This window comes from Streptomyces globisporus C-1027 (assembly GCF_000261345.2).
Lineage (GTDB): Bacteria > Actinomycetota > Actinomycetes > Streptomycetales > Streptomycetaceae > Streptomyces > Streptomyces pakalii.
This window is the reverse complement of record NZ_CP013738.1, coordinates 1,777,147-1,800,851: the sequence shown is the minus strand read 5'-3', so window position 1 is coordinate 1,800,851 and position 23,705 is coordinate 1,777,147. Positions and strand designations below refer to the sequence as shown.

The following is a 23,705-nucleotide window of genomic DNA, read 5'->3' as shown; positions in this document are numbered from 1 at the left end:
CCGTGGCGCGTCCGGGGTCGGCTCCTTCAACCGCCCCGGACGCCTCAGCCGGATGGTCAGCCCGTCAGCGCCGACGTCCTCACCACCACCGCCACCGCGAACAGCCCCAGCAGCACCGCCCCGCCCGCGAGCTGGAGGGCCCCGGTCCGCAGCCTCGCCGGTGCGTAGGCCAGCCCGTACGTCACCAGCGCCCCGGTCAGCAGCCCGCCCAGGTGCCCCTGCCACGAGGTGAACAGCGCCGAGAGCACCATCCAGATCAGGAACCCGGCCATGAACCGGTTGACGGCCGCCATGTCATGGCCGAGCCGCCGGTGGATGACCCAGTACGCGGCGGCCAGGCCGAAGACCGCACCGGAGGCACCGACGGTGGAGGTGTCCGGGGCCAGCAGGTACACCAGCACCGAACCGCCCACCGCCGACAGCAGATACAGCGCCAGATAGCGGGCCCGGCCGAGCTGCCCCTCCACCGCCCGGCCGATGTTCCACAGCGCGAACATGTTGAACAGCAGGTGCATCACCCCGAACGAGGCGTCCGGCGGCAGGTGCAGGAACGCCCCGGTCACCAGCCGGTACCACTCGCCGTCCGCGATGCCCGTCAGCTCGTACCCCGGGAAGGTATCGCCCCGGTAGTAGTACTGCTCACCGTCCGGCCCGGTGAGCGCCGCCCCCAGCACCGCGAACCGGTCCACGATCTCCGGCCGGACCACCTCGCCGAGGTAGGCCAGCACGTTGAGCGCGATCAGGACGTACGTCACCACCGGCGCCGTCGCCCGGGACACCGCACCGCCGAAGACGGTACGGGGCTGCCGCGACGACCGCTGCCCCTCCTTCACGCACACCACGCACTGGTGGCCGACGGAGGCCTCCCGCATGCAGTCCGGGCAGATGTAGCGGTCGCAACGGGTGCAGCGGACATACGCCTCGGTGGACGGATGGCGGTAACACGTGGTGGCGGCGGCCTCCATGGCCGGCTCCTTCACTGGGGGTGGGCAACGGGGCCGGTGGGGGCGGCGGCGATCAAGATAGCGAACCGGGGTGACGGGCCGTGTGCCCGGGGCCCGGCGGTGGCCTAGGCTCGTCACTCCGCGGAACGCGGAACGCCGAGTGGGGGGAGCCGTCATGCACGGTGTGGACACGGCCCTGGGCAGGAGCGGCCCGGCCATCAGCCTGACCAAGGTCCAGGAGACGGCTCCGGCCCTGGTCAGCCTGTACAAGAGCGCCGGGGTCTCGCTGGAGAAGCACGGGCTGAACGGTCACCGCGCGGCCGTCTACCTCGTCCTCGACTACTCCGGTTCGATGAACCCGTACTACAAGGACGGCAGCGTCCAGGCGTTGGCCGATCGGGTCCTGGGCCTGTCGGCGCACCTCGACGACGACGGGCGCGTTCCGGTGGTGTTCTTCTCCACCGACGTGGACGGGCACGCGGAGGTCGGGCTGAGCAGGCACCACGGGATCATCGACAAGGTCGTGGCGAACCTCGGGCACATGGGCAGAACCAACTACCACGTCGCTATGGACGCAGTCATCGACCACTACCTCGACAGCGGCTCCATCGAACCCGCTCTGGTCGTCTTCCAGACGGACGGGGGCCCCACCAGCAAGCTCGCCGCCGAGCGCTACCTCTGCAAGGCCGCGAAGCTGCCCCTGTTCTGGCAGTTCGTCGGCTTCGGCAACACCCGCAGCAGCCAGTTCGACTTCCTGCGCAAGCTCGACGACCTCGCTGTCCCCGCCAAGCGGCCCGTCGACAACGCCGGGTACTTCCACGCGGGCCTCGACCCCCGGAAGGTCCCGGACTCCGAGCTGTACGACCGGCTCGTCGCAGAATTCCCTCTCTGGCTGGCCGCCGCCCGTGAGCAGGGGATCGTCCGTTGACCGTACGGATCCTGCGCGCCGCCGAGCTGGCCCCCACCTCCTGGAAGAACGGCGGCGGCCTCACCCGGGAGATCGCCACCGGCCCCGAGGGCACGGGGGCCGACGCCTTCGACTGGCGCGTCAGCCTCGCGGACGTCACCGCCGACGGTCCGTTCTCCGCCTTCCCCGGGGTGGACCGCATCCTCACCGTGGTCGAGGGCGCGGGCATGGACCTCGTCGTCGGCGGCGAGCACCACATCGTGGACGAGCCCCTGTGGCCGCACGGCTTCCCCGGCGACCTGCCCACCGAGGGCTTCCTGCTGGGCGGCCCGGTCGTCAACCTCAACGTCATGTACCGCCGGGCCCGTACGCGGGCGGAGACCGCCGTCGTCTGCGGCACGGTCCGCCTGCTGGCGCCGGAGGGCGGCACGGTGCTCGCCGTCTCCCTCGACGACGGAGCGGAGCTGGAGGGCGGCGGGGGCGACGGTGTCCGGCTGGATCGCTACGACGCGGTGCTGGCGGCCGAGGAGTCACCCGGGGTGCTGCGGACGATGGGCCAGGCGGTGCTGATCACTTTCTCGGGCGGGTGAGCGTCCGCGAAGAGCCGGGGAAATCGGACAGTAGGTGTCGGGTATCCGGTGTTCCATGGCGCCCATGACGTCTTCTGCACCCCTCTCCTGGGGCGGCTTCGCCACCGCCGAACCCGACTTCGCCGACACCGTCCAGCGCCGCTTCCGCCTCTACAAGCACCATGTCCTCGCCACCCTGCGGAAGGACGGCTCGCCCCGGGTCACCGGCCTGGAGGCCGACTTCCGCTTCGGTGAGCTGCTCCTCGGCATGATGCCGGACTCGCTGAAGGCCCTGGACCTGCGCCGCGACCCGCGCTTCGCGCTCCACGCCAACCCGGGCCCGGACGCCGAGATGAACGACGGCGATGTCCGGGTCAGCGGCCGGGCCGTGGAGATCACCGACCCGGAGGTGATCGCCCGCTTCATCGAGGAGGCCACCCCGCCCGAGCCCTTCCACCTCTTCCGTGCGGAACTGACCGAGGTGGTCCGTATCGGGCTCGACAACGACGAGCTGGTCATCCAGTCGTGGCGGCCGGGGCAGGACCTGCGCACCGTGCGCCGGACGTGACCACGTGCCCTGCGGCCGGGCGGACCCGGCCGCAGGGCCGTTCACCCCGCCAGCACCCGGGCCCGGCACACGGACGGCGTCCCCCAGGCGTCCCGCAGCGGCCGGGCCCGGCGCAGCCACCACGCCAGGTCCAGCTCCTCGGTGTAGCCGATCGCGCCGTGCAGTTGCAGGGCGGTAAGGGCCGCCGCGTACCCCGCCTCGCCCGCCGTCACCTTCGCCGCCGCGACCGCCGCCCCGGCCCCGGGCGACCCCTCGGCCGATCCCGTTCCTGCCCCGGGCCGGGAGACCTCCGAGGCCAGTTCCACCGCCGCCCCGTACAGCAGCGGGCGCGCGAACTCCAGGCCGATCAGGGTGTCCGCGAGGCGGTGCTTGACCGCCTGGAAGGAGCCGACGGGCACACCGAACTGGGTGCGCTGCTTCACGTACGCCACGGTCGCCCGCAGCAGTTCCTCCCCGCAGCCGAGAGCCAGGGCCGCCGTGGCGAAGGCGGCCGTGTCGCCCGCCGCCCGTGCCACTGCCCGTATCGCCGGGCCCTTGGCGACCGGGGCGCCGCCCGGCTCGGGACGGAACAGGCGGCGCGCCGGGTCCGCCGACGCCGAGAGCTCTCCGGGGCCCGGGGCGAGCCGCAGTTCGTCGCCGGTCACCGTGAACACCGCGTCCGCCGCGTCCGCGTCCGGGGCGTACGGCCCGTACCCCTCCAGGGTCAGCGACACCACCGCGGCGCCCGACGCGATCGCCGGCAGCCACTTCTCGGCCACCGGCCCGCCCGCCCCGGCCAGCAGCACCCCGGCCGCCAGGGTCTCCGCCACCGGTCCCGGCACCGCGTGCCGACCCAGCTCGACGCAGGCGACGGCCGCCTCCACGGGCAGCGGCCCGACACCCCCGTACGCCTCCGGGACCCCCAGCGCGAACACCCCCGCGTCCGCGAGCCGCCCCCACAGGGCCCGCCCCGGACCGTGGTCCCCGGCCGCCCACGCCCGCAGGGCCGCCGGGGTGTCCGCCGCCCTCAGCAGCGCGTCCAGGGACCGCCCGAACTCCCGCTGCTCGTCGGTGAGCAGAAAACGCATCAGCGCCGCCCCTTCGGCAGGCCGAGCAGCCGCTCGGCGATGATGTCGCGCTGGATCTCGTTCGTCCCGGCGTAGACCGGCCCGGCGAGCGCGAAGACGTACCCCTCCGCCCACGCGGTGTCCGCCACCTCGGCGTCCGGGCCCAGCAGGTCGAGCGCCGTCTCGTGCAGCGCGATGTCGTAACGCGACCAGAACACCTTGTTCAGGCTGGACTCCGGCCCGAGCGCCGCGCCCGTCGCGAACCGCGACGCCGAGGCGGCCGTGAACAGCTGGTACGCCCGTGCCCCGATCACCGCGTCCGCCACCCGGTTCCGCAACGCCGTGTCCGCCGGGTCGCCCGCCCGGCGCCACAGCTCGCGCAGCCGGCCGGCGGCGGCCAGGAAACGGCCGGGGGAGCGGAGCGTGAGGCCCCGCTCGTCGCCGGTCGCCGACATGGCGATGCGCCAGCCCTGCCCCGGCTCCCCGATGACGTCCTCGTCCGGTACGAAGACCTCGTCGAGGAAGATCTCGGCGAAGGCCGGCTTCCCGTCCAGCCGCCCGATCGGACGGACCGTCACCCCGGGGTCCCGCAGCCCGAACATCAGATACGTCAGCCCCTGGTGCGGTTTCGCGGCCCCCGGGTCCGTACGGAAGATCCCGAACGCCCGGTCCGCGAACGCGGCCCGGGACGACCACGTCTTCTGCCCCGACAGCAGCCAGCCGCCCTCCGTCCGCACCGCCCGCGACCGCAGCGCCGCCAGGTCCGACCCGGCCTCCGGCTCCGACCACGCCTGCGCCCAGATCACCTCGCCGCTCGCCATCGGCCCCAGCACCCGGGCCCGCTGGGCGGCCGTGCCGTGGGCGAGGAGGGTAGGGGCGAGGAGGCTGACCCCGTTCTGCGAGACCCGGCCCGGCGCGCCCGCCGCCCAGTACTCCTCCTCGAACGCCAGCCAGCCGAAGAGATCCGCGCCCCGGCCGCCGTACTCCTCGGGCCAGGAGACCGCCGACCAGCGCCCGGAGTGCAGCAGCGCCTCCCACTCCCGGTGCGCGGCGAACCCCTCCTCGGCCTCCAGGGAGGGCAGCGGGCGGTCCGGTACGTGCTCCCGGAGCCAGGCCCGGGCCTCGGTCCGCAGCGCCTCGGTCCGTGCTGTCTGCTCCAGATCCATCGGGTCCGCCTTCCGTGAGGCCGTTCCCTAACAAGTGTTTGGTAGGTTAACGTACGGCTCACGGACCGTCGAGGAGTCATGAGACGTCAGGGGGATGGGCCGATGAGCGCACCGCCGTACCTGCCGGGACACGGACTGCTGACCGGCCGCACCGCCGTCGTCACCGCCGCCGCCGGAGCCGGGATCGGCGGCGCCACCGCCCGCCGCTTCCTGGAGGAGGGCGCCCGCGTCCTCGTCAGCGACGCCCACGCCCGGAGGCTCAAGGAGAGCGCCCACGCCCTCGCCGACGTGTTCGGCCCCGACCGCGTCACCGCCCTGACCTGCGACGTCACCGACGAGAACCAGGTGGCCACTCTCTTCGCCCACGCAGAGCGCACCCACGGCGGCCTCGACATCGTCGTCAACAACGCCGGACTCGGCGGCACCGCCGAACTCACCGAGATGACCGACGACCAGTGGACGAAGATCCTCGACGTCACCCTGAACGGCACCTTCCGCTGCACCCGCGCCGCCCTCCGCTCCCTCAAGGCAGCCGGGCGGGGCGGCGTCGTCGTCAACAACGCCTCCGTCGTCGGCTGGCGCGCCCAGCGCGGCCAGGCCCACTACGCCGCCGCCAAGGCCGGCGTCATGGCCCTCACCCGCTGCGCCGCCGTCGAGGCCGCCGACTACGGCGTACGCGTCAACGCCGTCGCCCCCAGCCTCGCCATGCACCCCCACCTCGCCAAGGTCACCTCCGCCGAACTCCTCGCCGAACTCACCGGGAAGGAGGCCTTCGGCCGGTACGCCGAACCCTGGGAGGTCGCCAACGTCATCGTCTTCCTCGCCAGCGGCTACTCCTCGTACATGACCGGCGAGGTCGTCCCGGTCAGCAGCCAGCATGCGTGAACACCCAGGCCGTGGACGGACAATGGCCGGGTGTCTACCAAGAAGAAGCCCCAGGTGACCCCCACGCCGGAGCGACGCCGGGAACTGCTCGCCACCGCCGCCGAGGTCTTCGCCGCCCAGGGCTACAACGCCACCACCGTGCGCCGCATCGCCGACGAGGCCGGGATGCTCGCGGGCAGCCTCTACTACCACTTCGATTCCAAGGAATCGATGCTCGACGAGATCCTCTCCACCTTCCTCGACGAGCTCTGGCAGGGCTACGACGAGGTCCTGGCGGCCGGCCTCGGCCCCCGCGCGACCATCGAGGCCCTGGTCACCGAGTCCTTCCGGGAGATCGACCGGCACCGCCCCGCCGTCGCGATCTACCAGAAGGAGTCCAGGCACCTCGCCACCCAGCCGCGCTTCGCCTATCTCGCCGACTCGCAGACCAAGTTCGAGAAGGCCTGGCTCGGCACCCTGGAACGCGGCGTCACCGAAGGCGTCTTCCGCGACGACCTCGACGTCCGCCTCACCTACCGCTTCGTCCGCGACACCGTCTGGGTCGCCGCCTCCTGGTACCGGCCCGGCGGACACCACAGCCCCGAGGAGATCGCCCGCCAGTACCTCTCGATGGTCCTGGACGGCATCGCCCTGCGTACGTAACCCCGAGCGCCCCGAGGAGCAGCAGCCATGACCGAGGCCTACATCGTCGAAGCGGTACGCACCCCCGTCGGACGGCGCGGAGGAGGCCTCGGCGCCGTCCACCCCGCCGACCTCGGCGCCCATGTGCTGCGCGAACTGATCGCCCGCTCGGGCGTCGACCCGGCGGCCGTCGAGGACGTCGTCTTCGGCTGCCTCGACACCGTCGGACCGCAGGCCGGCGACATCGCCCGTACGGCATGGCTCGCCGCAGGACTGCCCGAGGAGGTCCCCGGCGTCACCGTCGACCGGCAGTGCGGCTCCTCCCAGCAGGCCCTCCACTTCGCCGCCCAGGGCGTCCTCTCCGGCACCCAGGACCTCGTCGTCGCGGGCGGCACCCAGAACATGACCCAGATCCCCATCGCCTTCGCCTCCCGCCGGGCCGCAGAACCCCTCGGCCTCACCCAGGGGCCGTACGCGGGCAGCGAGGGCTGGCGCGCCCGCTACGGTGACGCGCCCGTCAACCAGTTCCACGGCGCCCAGCTCATCGCCGAGAAATGGGGCATCAGCCGCCGCGACATGGAGGAGTACGCCCTCACCTCCCACCGGCGGGCCGTCCGCGCCCTCGACGAGGGCCGCTTCGCCCGCGAGACCGTCGCGTACGGGAACGTCACCGCCGACGAGGGGCCGCGCCGCGACACCACCCTGGAGAAAATGGCCGGACTCCGCCCCGTCGTCGAGGGCGGCACCATCACCGCGGCCTGCTCCTCCCAGGTCTCCGACGGGGCCGCCGCCCTGCTCATCGCCTCGGAACGGGCCGTCGCCGAACACGGCCTCACCCCCCGGGCCCGCGTCCACCACCTGTCCGTACGGGGCGAGGACCCCATCCGGATGCTCTCGGCCCCGATCCCCGCCACCGCCCACGCCCTGAAGAAGACCGGCCTCACCCTCGACGCCATCGACCTCGTCGAGATCAACGAGGCGTTCGCCCCGGTCGTCCTCGCCTGGCTGAAAGAGACCGGCGCCGACCCCGGGCGGGTCAACGTCAACGGCGGGGCCATCGCCCTGGGCCACCCGCTCGGCGCCACCGGCGCCCGGCTGATGACGACCCTGCTCCACGAGCTGGAACGCACCGGCGGCCGCTACGGCCTCCAGACCATGTGCGAGGGCGGCGGACAGGCCAACGTCACGATCATCGAGCGGCTCTGAGCGCCGCCCCGACCCGCGGCGGCGTGTCATGATCCACCGCCGCGGGGGAGGGCGTGCTAAGGTGGTCCGCGTTGCAGTTTTGGTACCCATAGACATTATGTGCGCCTGACGGGAATGCTTCGTCAGGCGCTTTATTGTTTTCCGGCTTTCTCCGGATGGGGCTCAATGCGGCGACTTGGAATTCGTAAAGTGCGGATTTCCGGCACTGCACCTGTTTTAGGAGAATGACATGGCCACCGGTACCGTGAAGTGGTTCAACTCGGAAAAGGGCTTCGGCTTCATCGAGCAGGACGGCGGCGGCGCCGACGTCTTCGCCCACTACTCCAACATCAACGCCTCCGGCTTCCGTGAGCTGCAGGAGGGCCAGAAGGTCTCCTTCGACGTCACGCAGGGCCAGAAGGGCCCGCAGGCCGAGAACATCGTCCCGGCCTAATCGTCGGACGCGTACCTCGCTGACCGGGGCCCGCACCGTGAAGGTGCGGGCCCCGGTTTGTGCTGTCCGAGCAAACCAACCGTTCTGTGCGCACATCCTGGGGGCGCACGGGGAACGGCCGGGCCGGCACATCGCAGTAACCCATTCGGCAGTTGCCCAGGAATCCCCCAGGAGGGCAATTCCGTATGACCAGCTCCGACCGCTCCGAGCGATCCGAACGCCAGGACCGCACGCCCCGCTCCCGACCGGCCCGTGGCCGGGGCCGCGGCCAGGGCGCCGGCTCCCCGGCACCCGCGAACGGCCGGGGCGGCGCACCCCGCTCCCGGACCCAGGGCGGCTCCAAGCCCGCGGCCCGCCGCAAGCCCGCCGTCGCGCCGCCCGCAGAGTTCGCCCTGCCGGAGACCGTGACCCCCGCGCTGCCGTCCGTCGACGCCTTCGCCGACCTGGACATGCCCGCCGCGCTGCTGAAGACCCTCGCCGCGCAGGGCGTCACCGAGCCGTTCCCGATCCAGGGCGCGACCCTGCCGAACTCGCTGGCCGGCCGCGACATCCTCGGCCGGGGCCGCACCGGCTCCGGCAAGACCCTCGCCTTCGGCCTGGCGATGCTGGCCCGCACCGCCGGCCGCCGCAGCGAGCCGCGCGCCCCGCTCGCCATGGTCCTCGTCCCCACCCGCGAGCTGGCCCAGCAGGTCACCGACGCACTGACCCCGTACGCGACCGCCGTGAACCTGCGGCTCGCCACCGTCGTCGGCGGCATGTCGATCACCAAGCAGTCCGCCACCCTGCGGCGCGGCGCCGAAGTGCTCGTCGCCACCCCCGGCCGGCTCAAGGACCTCATCGAGCGCGGCGACTGCCGCCTGGACCAGGTCGCCATCACCGTCCTCGACGAGGCCGACCAGATGGCCGACATGGGCTTCATGCCGCAGGTCGTCGCCCTGCTCAAGCAGGTCGAGGCGGACGGCCAGCGCATGCTGTTCTCCGCGACCCTCGACAAGAACATCGACCGGCTCGTCAAGATGTTCCTCACCGACCCGGTCGTGCACTCCGTCGACCCGTCCGCCGGTGCGGTCACCACGATGGAGCACCACGTGCTCCACGTCCTGGACGAGACCGACAAGAAGGCCGTCGCCACGAAGATCGCCGCCCGGGACGGCCGCGTGATCATGTTCGTCGACACCAAGCGCGCCGCCGACCGCTTCGCCAAGCGGCTGCTCGCCAGCGGTGTCCGGGCGGCCGCGCTGCACGGCGGGCGCTCCCAGCCGCAGCGCAACCGGACGCTGGACCAGTTCAAGAACGGTCAGGTCACCGCGCTCGTCGCGACGAACGTCGCGGCCCGCGGCATCCACGTCGACGACCTCGACCTGGTCGTCAACGTGGACCCGCCGACCGACCACAAGGACTACCTCCACCGGGGTGGGCGCACGGCCCGCGCCGGGGAGTCCGGCAGCGTCGTCACGCTGGTGCTGCCCGACGAGAAGCGCGAGATGACCCGGCTGATGCAGGACGCGGGCATCGCGCCGCGCACCACGCGGGTCACGTCCAGCGACGAGGAGCTGAGCCGGATCACGGGTGCCCGTGAGCCGTCGGGCGTCGCGATCGTGATCGAGGTCCCGCAGCCGACCCCGCCGAAGCAGCGGACCCGGTCCGGCTCCGGCTCCAGCGGTGGAGCGGTGCGCTCCGGGAGCCGTGGGCGGGGGCGGCGGGGGTCGGGTGCCGGTGCCGCTACCGGCGCGCAGGGCGGTGCGCCGCGCTCCGGCGCCCCTGCCCGCTCCGGCGCCCCTTCGCGGCGCCGCCGGGCGGCGTAGGCCCGCATCCGGCCGCCCGCGCACTTTAAGCCGTTTGGCGGTTGAGGACGGGCATACGTCCGGCCGCCCGAGGGGTGCGGACCGGGACACTTCCGGCCGCCCGAGGGGTGCGGACCGGGGGCGTTTCAAGCCGTCCGGCGATTGAGGACCGGGGTCCGGGGAGGAGCCCCGAAAGCCCCGGGACGGGGCTTGTCCTCAAGCGCCGGACGGGCTGGAATGTGCCGCCCGGTTCTCGGCTCGGCTACAGACGTCCTCAAGCGCGGGACGGGCTTGATGTGCCCCGGTCCTCGGCCTCGGGCAAAAGACGTCCCCAATCGCCGGACGGGCTTGATGTGGCCGGAGCCGTCCTCAAGCCCGGGCCCGGGCTTGAGGGGGGTGGCCTGGTCCTCAAGTGCCGGAGGGGCTTGATGGGGCGCCTGGTCCTCAAGTGTGGGACGGGCTTCATAGGGCGCCTGGTCCTCAAGCGGCGGGCGGGCTTGAGGGGCCGGCCCGGTCCTCAAGCGGCGGGCTCGACATCGCATCCAGGGCCGCACAAGCCCCCTCCGCGTCCGCCATCACCCGCTCCACCAGCCCCGCCACACTCGGCAGGTCCTCGATCAGGGCCGCCACCTGGCCCGAGGCCATGATCCCGAGGTCCGTCCGGCCCTCCACCATCGCCGCCCTCAGCAGCATCGGCGTGTTCGCCGCCAGCAGCACCTGGCTCCAGCTCAGCTCCTTGCCGTGCCGCATCGCGAGGCCGTCCCGGACCATGCCCGGCCAGCTCAGGCCGGACAGCCGGCGGAAGCGGGAAGCCCGGCGCACCGCCCCGTACAGGGCACGCAGCCGGCCCGCCCCGCCCTCCAGTTCCGCCACCATCTCCGTACGGAGCATCCGGTGCGGCAGCCCGTCCACCGCACGCGTCAGCGTGATGTCCTTCGCGGTCGCCGCCAGATAGCGGGCCTTCACCGCGTCCGGGACCGTCGAGTCCGACGTGAGGAGGAAACGGGTGCCCATCGCCACCCCCGCCGCCCCGTACGCCAGCGCCGCCACCAGCCCCCGCCCGTCGTGGAAGCCGCCCGCAGCGACCACCGGGATGTCCACCGCGTCCACCACCTGCGGCAGCAGGACCGTCGTCGCCACGTCCCCCGTGTGGCCGCCGCCCTCCCCGCCCTGCACGATCACCGCGTCCGCACCCCAGGCCGCGACCTTCTCCGCGTGCCGCCGGGCCCCCACCGACGGGACGACGAGAACGCCCGCGTCCTTCAGCTCCGCGATCAGCTCCCGCGACGGGGCGAGCGCGAACGACGCCACCCGGACGCCCTCCTCGACGATGATCCGCACCCGCTCCCGGGCGTCCCCCGCGTCCGCCCGCAGGTTCACCCCGAACGGCGCCTCGGTCCGGGACCTCACCTCCCTTACGGCGGACCGCAGTTGCTCCGGAGTCATGGTCGCCGAGGCCAGGATGCCGAGCGCCCCGGCCCGTGCGGTCGCGGTGACCAGGCGGGGGCCCGCCACCCAGCCCATCCCGGTCTGCACGATCGGGTGCCGGACGCCGACGAGGTCGGTCAGGGCGGTGCGCATCAGGCCCTGACCTCCCGGTCCCGGGCGCGCGCCGGGTCGATGACCTCGCGGATCAGGGCGAGTTCGGCGGGGGAGGGGTCGCGGGTGTACGGGACGTCGGCGGGAACCGTGAGCGCGAAGCCCGTCGCCTCGCGGACCCGGTCGACCGTGACGCCGGGGTGGAGGGAGGCCAGCCGCATCGAACGGTCCGGCGTCGCGAAGTCGAAGACCCCGAGATCGCTCACGACCCGGGGGATGCGGTGGAAGCGGGTGGCCGACGGGCCTGCCGCCCGCGCGCTGTCGTGCCCGACCCCGCAGATCATGTCGACGCGTTCGACGAAGACCCGGGGAGAGTGCCGGGGGATCCAGTAACTCACAGGGTTGTTCAGGGTGTTGACGGGTGCGCCGCGCACCCCGAGGAGCTGGCGCGCCGGCTGCTCCCAGGCGCCGATGCAGGAGATGTTCTGGTTGCCGAAGCGGTCGATCTGGCTCGCGCCCATCATCACGTGCCGCCGTCCGCCCGTCACCAGGGCCAGATGCCTGCGGTAGGGGAGCCAGCCCTCCGGCTCGCCGTCCGGGCCGACGAGCGTCGCCTCGCCGTCCGTGAGCAGCAGATCGGGGGCGAAGGTCAGCCGGGCCAGCCGGGCCCCCACCGCCGGCACCGCGCCCATCGGACTGGCCAGGATCTCCCCGTCGCCCCGCCAGGCCTCCGCGCAGGCGATCACGCAGTACTCGGCACGGGTGACGCTCTCCACGGCGGACGCGTTCATTTCTGCTCCTCGTGCCAGAGGCGGACGGCTTCCCGGTAGCTCTTCTCGTCGCCGTCCGGCGGCAGGAAGCGCGCGGCGAAATCCGCCCAGGCCACGGGGTCCGCCGCCGCGGCCGCGTACGCCTTCTGGAACGGCTCGTCGCGCGGATGGTCGGGTACGCAGGACGTGAAGTGCGCCCCGCCGGGCGTCTCCACCACCCCGGTGACGGAGTGCCGTTGCACGAGAAGGGTCGGCAGCGCCCCCGCGCCCTCCGTCAACTCACGGGTCTCCACCAGGCGTTCGCAGGAGACGTACGCCGCGTCCGCCGCCTCGCAGAACAGATCGTCGAAGTACGGGTCGGGGCCCAGGTACTGCCCGTTGCCGAGCCGGTCCGCCCGGTTGAGGTGGACCAGCGCCGCGTCCATCCGCAGGGCGGGCATCGCGACGAACTCCTCCCCGTCCTCGTACGGTGAAGTCACCGTCCGGAGATCCGGGTTGACCCGCATGACGTCCGAGCCGAGCCCGGCCCGCACCGGCAGGAACGGCAGCCGGTTCGCCGCCGCGTGCAGCCCCCACATGAACATCGCCTCGTCGATCTCCGTCAGCGCGAACGCCCCGCGCTGCCGGGCCGCCCGGTAGTGCGGCTCCAGCGGGATGGAGTCGAGCGTCACGAACGGCGTGACCAGACGACGGATCCGCCCCGCCGCGGCGAGCAGACCGACGTCCGGGCCGCCGTAGGAGATCACGGTGAGATCGGTGACCGATGACCGGAGCAGCGCCCTGACCAGGGCCATCGGCTTGCGGCGCGACCCCCAGCCGCCGATCCCGACCGTCATCCCGCTGCTCAGCCGGTCGACGACCTCCTCGGGTGTCATCGTCTTGTCGCGCGCGTACGGGGCGGTGGTCACGGATCAGGCCTCCTTGCCGAAGGTGTCGCGGACCCGGGCGGCGGTCCCGGCGAGGTTCGCCTCGAAGGTGAACCCCTGCTCGAAGCGGTAGCTGCGCTGTACGTCGACGGGGTCGATGCCGTTGAGCGCGGCCTTGGCCAGCCGCAGCAGATGGCCGTCCTTGGCGGCGATCTCCGCCGCCAACGCCAGTGCCGCGTCCTGGAGTCCGGTGGACGGCACCACCTGCCAGACCGAGCCGTGAGCGTGCAGTTCGGCGGCCGTGACGGTCCGCGAGGTGTAGTACAGCGTGCGCATCAGATGCTGCGGGACCAGCCGGGCGAGGTGGGTCGCGGCGCCCAGCGCGCCCCGGTCCAACTCCGGCAGGCCGAAGACCGCGTCCTCGCTCGCCACGATCGCGTCGGCGTTCCCCACGAGCCCGATGCCGCCGCCCAGGCAGAACCCCCGCACCGCCGCGACGACCGGTACCTCGCACGCGTACACCGCCGCGAACGCCTCCGCGCAGCCCCGGTTGGCGCCGATCAGGGACGCGTGCCCCGGGTCGCGCTGCAACTCCTTGATGTCCACGCCCGCGTTGAAGCCGCGCCCCTCGGCGGCCAGGACGACGCAGCGCACCTCCGGGTCGCGGCCCGCCGCCCGCACGGCATCGGCCAGGTCGTACCAGCCCCGCACGGGCAGCGCGTTGACGGGCGGATGGTCGACGGTGACGACGCGGACGCCGTCGGTCCCGGAGGGGGAGGAGGTGGAGACAGTCATCGGAGGATCAGCTACCTTTCCACCAAACATTTGTTAGGTGGACGGTAGCAGGCACCCCGCCCGCCAACCAGGCTCACTTCCACGGGAGATCAGATGACCGCACCCACCGCACACCGCGCCGGAATCTGCGCGGACCGGGTCGTCGCCGTCACCGGCGCCGGGCGCGGGCTCGGCCGGGCCCATGCGCTGGCCTTCGCCGCCGAAGGGGCCCGGGTCGTCGTCAACGACCTCGGTGTCGGTCCGGACGGGAGTGGGGGTCAGCGCTCCGGCGGACCTGCCCGCGGGGTCGTCGAGGAGATCGTGGCGGCGGGCGGCGAAGCCGTCGTCCACGGCGGCGACATCGCCACCGCAGAGGGCGCGGCCTCCCTCGTCGCCACCGCCCTGGACGCCTTCGGCCGCCTCGACACCCTGGTCAACAACGCGGGCTTCCTGCGCGACCGGATGCTGGTCAACCTGGACGAGGACGACTGGGACGCGGTCGTACGGGTCCACCTCAGGGGCCACTTCCTGCCCCTCAAGCACGCCGCCGCCCACTGGCGCGCCGAGGCGAAAGCGGGCCGCACACCGGTCGCCCGGGTGATCAACACCAGCTCCGGCGCCGGACTCCTCGGCAGCGTCGGCCAGGGCAACTACGCGGCCGCCAAGGCCGCGATCGTCGCCCTGACCCTGGTCGCGGCGGCCGAGCTGGGCCGGTACGGGGTCCACGTCAACGCCCTCGCCCCCGCCGCCCGGACCCGGATGACCGAGCAGACCTTCGCCGAGGCGATGGCCGCCCCGGGGGAGGGGGAGTTCGACGCCATGGCCCCCGCCAACGTCTCGCCCCTCGTCGTCTGGCTCGGCTCCGCCGCGAGCGACGGGGTGACGGGCCGCGTCTTCGAGGCCGAGGCGGGCCGCATCACCGTCATGGAGGGGTGGCGCCCCGGCCCCACCGACGACCGGGGCGCGCGCAGATCCCCGGCCGAGGCGGGCGAGACGGTGCGCCGGCTGCTGGCGGACGCGGAGAAACCGGGGCAGGTGTACGGGGCGTCGTAGGCGGTTCCGCAGCCGCAGTCTCAGGGGCTTCGGGGGGAAACTCGTTTGCGCGGACGTCCGGGCGCCCGGTATCCAGCACAGGACACCCGAGGAGCGCACGATGACGCGGCACGGCCCCCTGAACGAGTTCTGCTGGATGGACCTCAAGACCCGCGACCCCTCCGGCACCGCCGCCTTCTTCTCCGCGGTGCTGGGCTGGAACTTCGCCGTGGACGAGGCGGACTGGCGCCGGGCCGTCGTGTTCTGGGCAGGTGACCACCGGATCGGCGGCCTGAGCGACCTTGCGCAGCCCGTCTACCCGCCCGGCCTGCCCGCCCATGTCGCCTACTACCTGGCGGTCGACGACGTGGACCACCGCACGGCCGTGGCGGCGGAGAGCGGCGCACGGGTCCTCCTCCCGCCCTTCGACGCGGGGGACCAGGGCCGGATCGCCACCCTGATCGACCCCGTGGGCGCGGCCGTCTCCCTCTGGCGGCCGCGGGGGTTCGCGGGGTGGCCGGTATCGCCTCCGGACGAGGGTGTGGCGATCCCTCACCACATGGTCCTGGTCTGCGCGGACCCCGAGCGGGCCCGGCACTTCTACACCGGGATGACCGGCGCCCCGCTCGCCCGGGTCACGTTCCTGGAAGCCGCCCCCGGGGCCGCGCCGCACTGGGAGGTGTCCGTGGCCGTGGGCGATCCGGACCGCGTCGCCGCCCGGGCCCGCGAGCTCGGCGGTGAGCTGGTCACCGTGCCCGGGGGCGCCGCACGGCTGTCGAGCCCGGAGGGCCTGACCGTCCGCCTCACCACCACGCCGCAGGCCGCTCCGGCGTTCCTGGAGACCGACCGGCTCGTCCTGCGGCCCGCCACGGCCGCCGATGCCCCCGACCTGCTCGCCCTCGACAACGACCCGGCCGTCATGCGGTACATCAACGGCGGCCGGCCCACCAGCCCCGAGCACATCCGGGACCGGACCCTGCCGAGGCTCCTCCACGACCACGCGTGCACCGGAACCCGCGGCTACTGGATCGCACGGGAGAAGGACACGGGGGCGTTCCTCGGCTGGTTCGAACTCCGGCCGCTGGCCGACCACGACCCCGCCGTGGTCGAGCTCGGCTACCGGCTGAACCGGGCCGCGTGGGGCCACGGGTACGCCACCGAAGGCGCCCGGGCCCTGGTCGACAAGGGGTTCACGGACCTCGGGGTCCATCGGGTCACCGCCAACACCATGGCGGTCAACACGGGGTCCCGGCGCGTGATGGAGAAGGCGGGGCTGACCTTTCTGCGGGCCTACACCGAGGACTGGCCGGAGGCCATCGAGGGCTCCGAACACGGCGAGGTGGAATACGAGCTGACGCGGGAGGCGTGGACGCGCGGACGGTGAGGGAGGGGGCCGCCCGGCTCACCGGGGCCGCCCGGCTCACGCCCACCGGAGCCCGCCCGGCTCACGTCCGGCCCGCGCCCGGCTCACGCCCCGCTCAGGCCCACCGGGGCCCGCCCGGCTCCTCTCCCGGCTCAGGCCCACCGGGGCCGCCCGGCTCACTGGGCCCGCCCGGCTCACGCCCGGCAGCCGGGCTCCTGCCCCGCTCAGGCCCGCCCCTCCAGCAGCGCCACGATCTCCGCGTGCCCCGTGTGCTGGTCCACCCCCGCCGAAGGCACCCCGTCCCGGAGCAGCTCCACCGCCACGGTCTCCTCGCCGTCCCGCCGCTCGCGGAGCACCACCGTGTCCAGCCCGGAGCCGTACGTCTCCTCCAGTCGTCGCAGCAGCTCCCGCTCCGGATCGAGTCCGGCGATGCGCCGCGCCTCGGCCAGGGCGACCGCGACCGCGGATTCCTGTCCCTCCGCCGCCGCGCCGTGCGCGAGCAGCGCCCGTACCGTACGCACCGAGCCGCGCTGCCCCGCCAGCACCAGCATCGCCTCGCCCCGCAGGCCCGGCAGCAGCGGGTCCGCGCCCCCGGCGAGCAGCGTCTCGACCGTCGCGGCGTGGCCCAGGCCGACCGCCCAGCGCAGTGCGGTGAAGCCGAACTCCTCGCGCAGATCCGGCCGGGCCCCGGCGGCGAGCAGCGCCTCCACCACCTCGGTGTGCCCGCCGCACGCCGCCCCGCACAGCGGCAGATCACCGGCCTCGGGCCCGCTCGCCCGGTCGGGGTCGGCCCCGGCCGCGAGCAGCAGCCGGACCATCTCGGGGCGGTCCTGGACCGCCGCCGTGTAGAGCGCGGTCGTGCCCTCCTCGTCGCTCGCCTCGGCCCGCGCACCCGCGCGCAGCGCCCGTACGACCGTGTTCTCGTCCTCGTACAGCGCGTCGAACAGGCTTGGTTCGTCCCTGATCGGCTCGTTCGTCATCCTTCGACCCTACGGCCGGACACGGACAACGCCCGAGGTCAGGTGTCGCACTCCAGGCGCGTACGGCACAGCCCGCAGCGTGCGCTGACCCGGCCCCGGACGGGGAGCCGGATGCGCTGGTGGCAGATGGGGCAGGGGAAGGAGACGCGCAGCCCTTCGGTGCCGGTCTCGAAGGCGTACGGGACGCTCGGGTCCGGGGCGGTGCCGGGGTGGTCCTGGGCGTACCGCCGGTCCTTGGCGTAGCGGCGGCGGCCCGCCCAGCCGGCGGCGGTCAGCGGCGGTCGGCGCAGATCGTCCAGCGCCCGCTGACGCCCCTTCGTGTACGCGGTGTACGCCTGGGGGCTGGTGAACCACGGGGAGGGGTCCTCGTCGAAGGCGAACGCCCGCTTGGCCAGGACGTATCCGAACTCCTCCGGGGTCAGATAGCCGAGCTTCTGGCGGGAGGTCGCGTCCTCCCGGAACGCGTCCAGCAGCAGCCAGCCCGTGCCGAGGTAGGCCGTCGTCGTGTCGGTCAGGATCTCGTTGGCGCGGGTGCCGGGGAACTCCAGACCGAGCCGGTGCAGCAGCACATGGGTGATCTCGTGCGCGAGGGCCGCGCCGATGTCCCTGCGGTGGGTGCGGAAGCGGTCGTTCAGCTCGATGAAGTACTCGGGGCCCGCCGTCAGTTCCACGCTCGCCGCGTGCTCCATCGCACGGAAGCCGACGATCATCCGGGCGTCGGGGAGGCGCAGGTGCTGGACCAGGGAGCGCGCCACCCGCTGGGCTCCCAGATGCAGATCGTCCTCGTCCGCGAACGCGGCGTCGACGGGCGCGAGGCTGGTGGCGTAGGTGCGGACGCCGTCCGCCGAGAGCCGCCGGTAGAGCGCCGTGATCGCGGAGCGGACCGTGTCCAGATGCGGGAAACCGTGGGCGACGGGTGCGCCCGGAGGACTGTTCGTCACGCCGGAATCCCCCATCCGCGACGGTCGACGGACCTCCACTGTATGCCGGGCGGGGGAGAGGGGCCGGAAAGACGGTGAGCCGGGCGGGGAGAGGGGCCGGAAAGCCGCCGGGTGATCTTGGCCGAAAACTGCACCTTGTGTCAGCGGTCACTCGGTACCGATAATCGGAGAGTTCTTGTCGCGTACATGGCAAGTTCAGTTTCCGTGCCGGTACGCCCCGTACGTCAGCACCCCCTACAGGGACTCCTGCACGGCGACGCGGTACGGCAACCTCCCACAGCAACCCCCCACACGAAATCCCCCCACGAAAGCAGGCATCTGTGAAGCTTATGAGCGCGCTGAAAAGGTGTTCCGTCGCCATAGCCGCCGTCGCCCTCGCGACCGTCAGCCTCCAGCCGGCCTCCGCCGCCCCCCAGCCGATCGTCGGCGGGGAACGCGCCGAGCAGGGCGAATTCCCGTTCATGGTCCGGCTCTCCATGGGCTGCGGCGGTTCGCTCTACACCCAGGACATCGTCCTCACCGCCGCCCACTGCGTGGACGGTTCGGGCGACAACACCTCGATCTCCGTGACCGGCGGCGTCGCCGACCTCGAGTCGCCCGACGCGATCACGGTCAACTCCACCAAGGTCCTCCAGGCCCCGGGCTACAACGGCACCGGCAAGGACTGGGCGCTGATCAAGCTCGACAAGCCGATCGACCAGCCCACCCTGAAGATCGCCACCGACGCCACCTACGACGAGGGCACCTTCACCGTCGCCGGCTGGGGTGCCGACAAGGAAGGCGGCAGCCAGCAGCGCCACCTGCTCAAGGCCGACGTCCCGTTCGTCTCCGACTCCGACTGCCAGGGCGCCTACAGCAACCTCGTCGCCGACGAGGAGCTGTGCGCCGGCCTCCTCGACACCGGCGGCGTCGACAGCTGCCAGGGCGACTCCGGTGGCCCGATGTTCCGCAAGGACGACTCCGACGAGTGGGTCCAGGTCGGCATCGTGAGCTGGGGCCAGGGCTGCGCCCGCCCGAACTACCCGGGCGTCTACACCCAGGTCTCGCACTTCGCGGCCGACATCGCCTCCGCCGCCGACTCGCTCTGAACCACGCGGAGCGGCTCCGACCCCACGCGGAGCGGCCCACCGGCTCAGACCTGAGCCACCCGGTCGTCGGACGTCAGCCCGGTGATCATCGCTGAACCACCCCGGGGGTGCCCGCTCGAACGGGCACCCCCGGACCCAGTTCCACCCACGGCCCGCCCGCGTCCTCCAGCTCCAGCACCCACACCTCGTTGGCGCCCTCGCGGAGCACCGGACCCGGCACGTACAGGATCCGCTGCGGGCCCGCCGACCAGTACCGGCCCAGGCAGAAGCCGTTCACCCAGACGAACCCCCGCGTCCAGCCCGGCAGTTCGATCCCCGCGTGGCCGAGACCCGCTGCGCCCTCGACCGTGAACTCCCCCCGGAACAGCCCCGTCCGCCCCGCGTCACCCGCTCCCACGGCGGCCTCCACCGGTCCGAACGGGAGCGCCGCCACCGCGCCCGGCGCCTCGAAGGCCTCCAGCCGCAGCCCCCGGGCCCGTACCCCGTGCAGATACTGCCGCTCGTGCAGCACCCCGCCCGTGATCCCCTTCGGCTCGCCGAGCCGCGGCCCGTAGTTGACCCGGCCCAGCGACTCCACCCACAGCTCGACCTCCGCGGGCCCCGCCACCGGCTCCGGCAGCGTGCCGGACTCCTCGGTCAGCACCCCGGCCCGCACCCCGTCCACGTACACCACCGCCCGGTCCCGCAGCCCCGAGGCGCCCAGCGGATACGCCTGGCGCGGCCCCGGCACCGCCACCCGATAGCGCACCAGACCCCGGTCCACGCCCAGCTCCTCGAAGGCCGGCGGCACCCCCGACTCCGTCTCCGGATCGCCCAGCGCCTCCAGTACGTCCCCGAGCCCCGTCCACCCGGTCAACTCCGCCCGCACCGGCACCGCCAGACCCTTCGGCTCCGGCGGCAGCTCGGGCAACGGCCCCTCCGCGTACTCCCGGAGAACCTTCCGGAACAGGTGGAACTTCTCCGTGGCCCGCCCGTACTCGTCGACCGGCGCGTCGTAGTCGTACGACGTCACCGTCGGCTGGAACTCCCCGTCCTGCAGGGGGCCACCGCGATTCGCCCCGGCCCAGCCCGCGAAGTTCGTCCCGCCGTGCGCCATGTAGACGTTCACCGACGCCCCGCACTCCAGGATCTCCCGCAGCGCCCCCGCCGCCTCCTCCGCGTCCCGCAGCACCGGTTCGGCCCCCCAGTGGTCGAACCAGCCGCACCAGAACTCCATACACATCAACGGGCCCTTCGGCTGATGCCGGCGCAGCACCTCGAAGCCCTCCCGGGCCCCCGAACCGAAGTTCGCCGTCGCGAGCAGCCCCGGCACCGAACCCCCGGTCAGCATGTGGTCCTCCGGGCCGTCCGACGTGAACAGCGGGACCGTCACCCCGCACTCCCGCAACAGTCCCGCCAGCCACTCCAGATACACCGCGTCGCTGCCGAAACTCCCGTACTCGTTCTCCGCCTGGACGAGGATCACCGGACCGCCCCGCACCACCTGCCGTTGCACCACCTGCGGCAGCAGCTCCCGGAACCACCGCTCCACCACCGCCCGGTACTCCGCGTCCCGGGTCCGCACCCGCCGCCCGAACCGGCCCGTCACCCACACCGGGAGACCGCCGTTCTCCCACTCGGCGCAGATGTACGGACCCGGCCGCACGATCGCCCACAGCCCCGCCCGCTCCACCGCGTCCAGGAACCGGCCGAGCGCCCCCACGTCCCGTACCTCGCCCTCCCGGGGCTCGTGCAGATTCCACGGTACGTACGTCTCGACGCAGTTCAGGCCCATCGCGGCGAGCATCGCGAGCCGGTGCTCCCACTGCTCCTCGTGCACCCGGAAGTAGTGCAGGGCGCCCGACAGCAGCCGTACGGGCTTCCCGTCGGACCGGAAGCCGTCGTCCCCCACGGTGAAGTCGGTCATGGTGCAGTTACGCTCCTGTGCTCGGCCGCCCGGCGGCCCCCGGGTCGATTGGTCCGACCACTGTCACCTCTGGCGCGCACCGGGTCCATGGACAAAGATCGCTGTTGATTGGACGCAACGGACTGGCCGGGACCCGCCGGATCCGGAACCGGTGGACCACCTGGGAGGGGAAGACCGTGACCTACCACACCTGGATGCGCTTCTTCACCCCGAGCCCGCTCCACCACCGCCTGGGCCTCGTCTGCCTCGGCGTCGGCCTCCAGCACGGGGCGCTGCCCACCGTCGGACCCCGCACCCTCGACCACCACGTCGCCGTGATCGTCAACTCCGGCACCGGCTGGTTCAAGGGCCCCGACGGCCGCCGCACCCCCGTCACCGGCCCCAGCCTCATCTGGCTCACCCCCGGCACCCCCCACCACTACGGCGCCGACCCCGGCACCGGCTGGGACGAGAGCTTCGTCGACTTCACCGGCCCCGCCACCGCCACGTACACCGAACTCGGCTACATCGAGCCCGAACGCCCCCTCGTCCCGCTCGCCGACACCGCCGCCCCGCGCGCCGCCGTCGGACGCATCGTGCGCGCCGCCCGCCGCGGCAACCCCCTCCTGGAGGTCGAGACCGGGGCCGCCGTCCACGAACTCCTCGTCTCCCTGCGCCGCGCCCGCGCCGACATCGGCCCCGACGGCGACCCGGTGCTCCAGGCGCTCGCCCGCGACGCCTACCAGCCGCTCACCGTCGCCCAGCACGCCTCCCGGCACGGCATGACCCCCGCCGAACTGCGCACCGCCGTACGGCGCGGCGCGGGCTGCAGCCCCAAGGACTATCTGCTCGGCATCCGCCTCGGCCGGGCCAAGGAACTCCTCGCCGCCACCGACCTTCCAGTCGCCGCCGTGGCCCGCCGCGTCGGCTACGACGACCCCGCCTACTTCTCCCGGCTCTTCGCCCGCCGGGTCGGCACCGCCCCCGTCCGCTTCCGCGAACAGCAGGGCCGCAGCGTGCCCGGCGGCTGGAGCGACCGGGTGCCCGACCCCGACGACCCGCCGACGATCGGGCCGTGAGGGCGGCCGTCTAAGCTCGCTGACCATGAGTACGAGCGAGATCGACGCGACCGTCCGGGCCGAGCTGAACCGGCTGCGCGAGAGCATCGACAACATCGACGCCGCCGTCGTCCACATGCTGGCCGAACGTTTCAAGGCCACCCAGCAGGTCGGCCGCCTCAAGGCCGACCACAAGCTGCCGCCCGCCGATCCCGCCCGCGAGACCCGCCAGATCGCCCGGCTCAGGGAACTGGCACAGAGCGCCAACCTGGACCCGGCCTTCGCCGAGAAGCTGCTGAACTTCATCATCGCCGAGGTGATCCGCCACCACGAGCGCATCGCCGAGGAAGCGGAGAACGGCCAGGCGGAGACCGGCCAGGTACAGAACGGCCAGGCGAACAACGGCCAGATGTAGAGCGGCCAGGCGGAGAACGGCCAGGCGCGGAACGCCTGAGCGGCTACCGGGCCGGTCGCCGCAGCCCCGTGCGCCCCGCGAGCCACGCGCCGAGCAATGCCCCCACGGCGGGCCCGAGCACGTACACCCACAGCCGCCCGGTGTCCCCGGCCAGCAGCGCCGGGCCGAACTGCCGCGCCGGGTTCGCCGATCCGCCGCTCAGCGGGCCGAGCACCCCGATGACCAGGGCCGTCGTCAGCCCCACCGCGTACGGCAGCACCCGGCGCCCACCCGGCGACGCGAGCAGTACGGCGAGCATCAGCGTCGACCCGGCCAGGATCCCCGCCTCGGCCGCCAGGACCGCCGTGTCGCCCCACGCCGGATCGGCCCGCACCGAGGCGTGGCGGACCGGCGGGCGCGCGGTGACCGGGCCCCACACCAGCGCCGCGCACCACACCCCGAACACCGACCCGGTCAGCTGGGCCACGGCGTACGGCACGACCTCGCGGCCGGGGAAGGCCCGGAGCCGCCACAGGGCGAGGGTGACGGCCGGGTTCAGATGGCCGCCCGAGCAGCGGCCGGGCGGGGACATCATGAACAGGGCGAGCAGGGTCCCGACGACCGCGCCCAGCAGCGCCGGACGGGCGGCCGCCGCCCCCGGGTCCGGCCCGACGAGCCACCGCACGGCCGTCACGATCAGGAACAGCAGCAGCCCGGTCAGCGCCGCCTCGCAGACGGCCCGCGGCAGCAGGGGAGCGGGACCGGCATCAGGCCCGTGCGGCGACTCCGGCGACCGGGGGCCGACCGCGGTGGGCCGGATCTCCGGCCCGGGTCTCGGGACGACAGGTTCGGGCGCAGGCGTGAGCGTCATGAGGGACGTCCTCGG

The 23,705-nt window shown here is 73.3% G+C and carries 24 protein-coding genes and 1 pseudogene; 14 read left to right on the top strand and 11 right to left on the bottom strand.

The window, feature by feature from the left end; all coding sequences use genetic code 11:
* Nucleotides 1-56 precede the first annotated feature (56 nt).
* Complete coding sequence (locus WQO_RS07900; RefSeq protein WP_010064505.1) at nt 57-965, bottom strand: rhomboid family intramembrane serine protease; 909 nt, start codon at nt 963-965, stop codon at nt 57-59.
* Between the two features lie 154 nt (nt 966-1,119).
* Here WQO_RS07900 and WQO_RS07895 point away from each other — a divergent pair, with 154 nt between their 5' ends.
* From WQO_RS07895 to WQO_RS07885, 3 genes are read left to right on the top strand one after another with little or no spacing between them, the layout of a single operon-like run.
* A complete protein-coding gene (locus WQO_RS07895; protein WP_010064504.1) occupies nt 1,120-1,872 on the top strand; it encodes a vWA domain-containing protein in 753 nt (250 codons plus the stop codon).
* On the top strand, nt 1,869-2,441 hold the full coding sequence (locus WQO_RS07890) for a HutD/Ves family protein (RefSeq protein WP_010064503.1): 573 nt from the start codon (nt 1,869-1,871) through the stop codon (nt 2,439-2,441). Before WQO_RS07895 ends, WQO_RS07890 begins: the two co-directional genes overlap by 4 nt.
* Nucleotides 2,442-2,496: 55 nt before the next feature.
* Nucleotides 2,497-2,988: a pyridoxamine 5'-phosphate oxidase family protein gene (locus WQO_RS07885; RefSeq protein WP_010064501.1), complete on the top strand. Its 492-nt coding sequence runs from the start codon at nt 2,497-2,499 to the stop codon at nt 2,986-2,988.
* Between the two features lie 41 nt (nt 2,989-3,029).
* Here WQO_RS07885 and WQO_RS07880 read toward each other — a convergent pair whose 3' ends face one another.
* Both WQO_RS07880 and WQO_RS07875 read right to left on the bottom strand, forming a co-directional pair.
* A complete protein-coding gene (locus tag WQO_RS07880) occupies nt 3,030-4,055 on the bottom strand; it encodes an acyl-CoA dehydrogenase family protein (RefSeq protein ID WP_058953911.1) in 1,026 nt (341 codons plus the stop codon).
* A complete protein-coding gene (locus WQO_RS07875; protein WP_010064498.1) occupies nt 4,055-5,200 on the bottom strand; it encodes an acyl-CoA dehydrogenase family protein in 1,146 nt (381 codons plus the stop codon). The genes WQO_RS07880 and WQO_RS07875 overlap by 1 nt, the downstream gene beginning before the upstream one ends.
* A 102-nt stretch (nt 5,201-5,302) precedes the next feature.
* Here WQO_RS07875 and WQO_RS07870 point away from each other — a divergent pair, with 102 nt between their 5' ends.
* The 5 genes from WQO_RS07870 to WQO_RS07850 all read left to right on the top strand — a co-directional run bounded on the left by WQO_RS07870 (nt 5,303) and on the right by WQO_RS07850 (nt 10,150).
* Complete coding sequence (locus WQO_RS07870) at nt 5,303-6,085, top strand: SDR family oxidoreductase (RefSeq protein ID WP_010064497.1); 783 nt, start codon at nt 5,303-5,305, stop codon at nt 6,083-6,085.
* Nucleotides 6,086-6,115: 30 nt separating this feature from the next.
* On the top strand, nt 6,116-6,727 hold the full coding sequence (locus WQO_RS07865; RefSeq protein ID WP_073821463.1) for a TetR/AcrR family transcriptional regulator: 612 nt from the start codon (nt 6,116-6,118) through the stop codon (nt 6,725-6,727).
* A gap of 27 nt (nt 6,728-6,754) precedes the next feature.
* The gene (locus WQO_RS07860) at nt 6,755-7,912 is read left to right on the top strand and encodes an acetyl-CoA C-acetyltransferase (protein WP_010064495.1); all 1,158 of its coding nucleotides are present in this window, start codon (nt 6,755-6,757) and stop codon (nt 7,910-7,912) included.
* Nucleotides 7,913-8,141: 229 nt separating this feature from the next.
* On the top strand, nt 8,142-8,345 hold the full coding sequence (locus tag WQO_RS07855; RefSeq protein WP_006123767.1) for a cold-shock protein: 204 nt from the start codon (nt 8,142-8,144) through the stop codon (nt 8,343-8,345).
* Nucleotides 8,346-8,530: 185 nt separating this feature from the next.
* Complete coding sequence (locus WQO_RS07850; RefSeq protein WP_010064493.1) at nt 8,531-10,150, top strand: DEAD/DEAH box helicase; 1,620 nt, start codon at nt 8,531-8,533, stop codon at nt 10,148-10,150.
* Between the two features lie 459 nt (nt 10,151-10,609).
* Here the strand turns inward: WQO_RS07850 and WQO_RS07845 are convergent, their stop codons facing one another.
* The 4 genes from WQO_RS07845 to WQO_RS07830 are packed head-to-tail and all read right to left on the bottom strand — an operon-like array spanning nt 10,610 to nt 14,099.
* Complete coding sequence (locus tag WQO_RS07845; RefSeq protein ID WP_010064491.1) at nt 10,610-11,710, bottom strand: NAD(P)H-dependent flavin oxidoreductase; 1,101 nt, start codon at nt 11,708-11,710, stop codon at nt 10,610-10,612.
* Nucleotides 11,710-12,459, bottom strand: a complete 750-nt coding sequence (locus WQO_RS07840) for a CoA-transferase subunit beta (RefSeq protein WP_010064490.1) — start codon at nt 12,457-12,459, stop codon at nt 11,710-11,712. Before WQO_RS07840 ends, WQO_RS07845 begins: the two co-directional genes overlap by 1 nt.
* Entirely contained in the window at nt 12,456-13,346 is an 891-nt protein-coding gene (locus WQO_RS07835) for a CoA transferase subunit A (protein ID WP_010064489.1), read from the bottom strand. The genes WQO_RS07840 and WQO_RS07835 overlap by 4 nt, the downstream gene beginning before the upstream one ends.
* Before the next feature lie 3 nt (nt 13,347-13,349).
* Complete coding sequence (locus WQO_RS07830; protein ID WP_010064488.1) at nt 13,350-14,099, bottom strand: enoyl-CoA hydratase family protein; 750 nt, start codon at nt 14,097-14,099, stop codon at nt 13,350-13,352.
* A gap of 93 nt (nt 14,100-14,192) precedes the next feature.
* On the opposite strand from WQO_RS07830, the gene WQO_RS07825 reads away from it, so the two are divergent.
* From WQO_RS07825 to WQO_RS36710, 3 genes and pseudogenes are all read left to right on the top strand, one after another.
* Nucleotides 14,193-15,131: an SDR family oxidoreductase gene (locus WQO_RS07825; protein ID WP_010064487.1), complete on the top strand. Its 939-nt coding sequence runs from the start codon at nt 14,193-14,195 to the stop codon at nt 15,129-15,131.
* Nucleotides 15,132-15,231: 100 nt separating this feature from the next.
* A pseudogene (locus WQO_RS36715) lies at nt 15,232-15,534 on the top strand (VOC family protein); the annotation flags it as partial.
* Between the two features lie 348 nt (nt 15,535-15,882).
* Nucleotides 15,883-16,494 (top strand): GNAT family N-acetyltransferase, encoded by a 612-nt coding sequence (locus WQO_RS36710; protein ID WP_058954202.1) that lies wholly within the window; start codon nt 15,883-15,885, stop codon nt 16,492-16,494.
* A gap of 203 nt (nt 16,495-16,697) precedes the next feature.
* On the opposite strand, the gene WQO_RS07810 is transcribed toward WQO_RS36710, so the two are convergent.
* A complete protein-coding gene (locus tag WQO_RS07810) occupies nt 16,698-17,453 on the bottom strand; it encodes an ankyrin repeat domain-containing protein (RefSeq protein ID WP_010064482.1) in 756 nt (251 codons plus the stop codon).
* Nucleotides 17,454-17,491: 38 nt separating this feature from the next.
* Entirely contained in the window at nt 17,492-18,409 is a 918-nt protein-coding gene (locus tag WQO_RS07805; protein WP_010064481.1) for an RING finger protein, read from the bottom strand.
* A 314-nt stretch (nt 18,410-18,723) separates the two neighbouring features.
* On the opposite strand from WQO_RS07805, the gene WQO_RS07800 reads away from it, so the two are divergent.
* On the top strand, nt 18,724-19,482 hold the full coding sequence (locus WQO_RS07800) for a S1 family peptidase (RefSeq protein WP_010064480.1): 759 nt from the start codon (nt 18,724-18,726) through the stop codon (nt 19,480-19,482).
* An 85-nt stretch (nt 19,483-19,567) separates the two neighbouring features.
* On the opposite strand, the gene WQO_RS07795 is transcribed toward WQO_RS07800, so the two are convergent.
* Nucleotides 19,568-21,388: a glycoside hydrolase family 35 protein gene (locus WQO_RS07795; protein WP_010064479.1), complete on the bottom strand. Its 1,821-nt coding sequence runs from the start codon at nt 21,386-21,388 to the stop codon at nt 19,568-19,570.
* A gap of 194 nt (nt 21,389-21,582) precedes the next feature.
* On the opposite strand from WQO_RS07795, the gene WQO_RS07790 reads away from it, so the two are divergent.
* Entirely contained in the window at nt 21,583-22,446 is an 864-nt protein-coding gene (locus WQO_RS07790) for an AraC family transcriptional regulator (protein WP_030805629.1), read from the top strand.
* A gap of 25 nt (nt 22,447-22,471) precedes the next feature.
* The gene (locus tag WQO_RS07785) at nt 22,472-22,840 is read left to right on the top strand and encodes a chorismate mutase (RefSeq protein ID WP_010064477.1); all 369 of its coding nucleotides are present in this window, start codon (nt 22,472-22,474) and stop codon (nt 22,838-22,840) included.
* A 43-nt stretch (nt 22,841-22,883) separates the two neighbouring features.
* On the opposite strand, the gene WQO_RS07780 is transcribed toward WQO_RS07785, so the two are convergent.
* Nucleotides 22,884-23,690, bottom strand: a complete 807-nt coding sequence (locus WQO_RS07780; RefSeq protein WP_010064476.1) for an MIP/aquaporin family protein — start codon at nt 23,688-23,690, stop codon at nt 22,884-22,886.
* Between the last annotated feature and the right edge of the window lie 15 nt (nt 23,691-23,705).